Source organism: Mycolicibacter acidiphilus, from assembly GCF_018455725.1.
Taxonomy (GTDB): domain Bacteria; phylum Actinomycetota; class Actinomycetes; order Mycobacteriales; family Mycobacteriaceae; genus Mycobacterium; species Mycobacterium acidiphilum.
The window spans coordinates 1-652 of sequence record NZ_JAHCLR010000134.1 but is presented as its reverse complement, the minus strand read 5'-3'; the positions used below and the strand labels follow the sequence as shown (position 1 = coordinate 652).

Genomic DNA, 652 nt, shown 5'->3' with positions numbered 1-652 from the left:
CGCCGCCGGCGGCAACGGCGGTGCGGGCGGAGCGGCCGGCCAGTACGGCAACGGCGGCGCGGGCGGCCAGGGCGGCGCCGGTGGCGACGGCGGGGCGGGCAGCGTCAACATCAACGCTGCCGGCAGCACCGGCACCTCCGGTAGCAACAGCACCTGCAGCGTCTTCTGCAGCAACGCCACCGGCGGTAGCGGCGGGCCTGGTGGCAACGGCGGCACCGATTCGCCCGGCGGGACCGGCGGTCACGGTGGCTCGGCGACCATCAAGGTGGGTGCCCTCGTCGGCGGGACCGCCCGCGGCGGTGCCGGTGGAACTGGCGGCAACGGCGGAGCGCTGGTCGGCGGCATCGGCGGCGACGGCGGCCTCGGCGGCAACGGCGGGATCGGTGGCGCCGGCGGAACCCTGTCCGGCAACGCCGGCGCCGGCGGGGCGGGTGGTGCCGGCGGCGTCGGCGGCACCGGAGCCCAGGGCATGGCCGGCGGTGCCGGCGGGGCCGGTGGAAGCGCCAGCCAAAGCGTCGCCACCGGCAGCGGCCAGGCGATCGGTGGTAGCGGCGGCAAGGGCGGCGACGGCGGGGCCGGCGCGGCGGGCGGTAACGGAGGCACCGGCGGCAACGGCGGGGCGGCCGGCACGGCCGTCAACGGCAGTGCCGGG

At 79.8% G+C, this 652-nt stretch carries 1 pseudogene; it reads left to right on the top strand.

From position 1 onward, the window contains the following. A pseudogene (locus tag KIH27_RS22175) lies at positions 1–652 on the top strand (hypothetical protein); the annotation flags it as partial.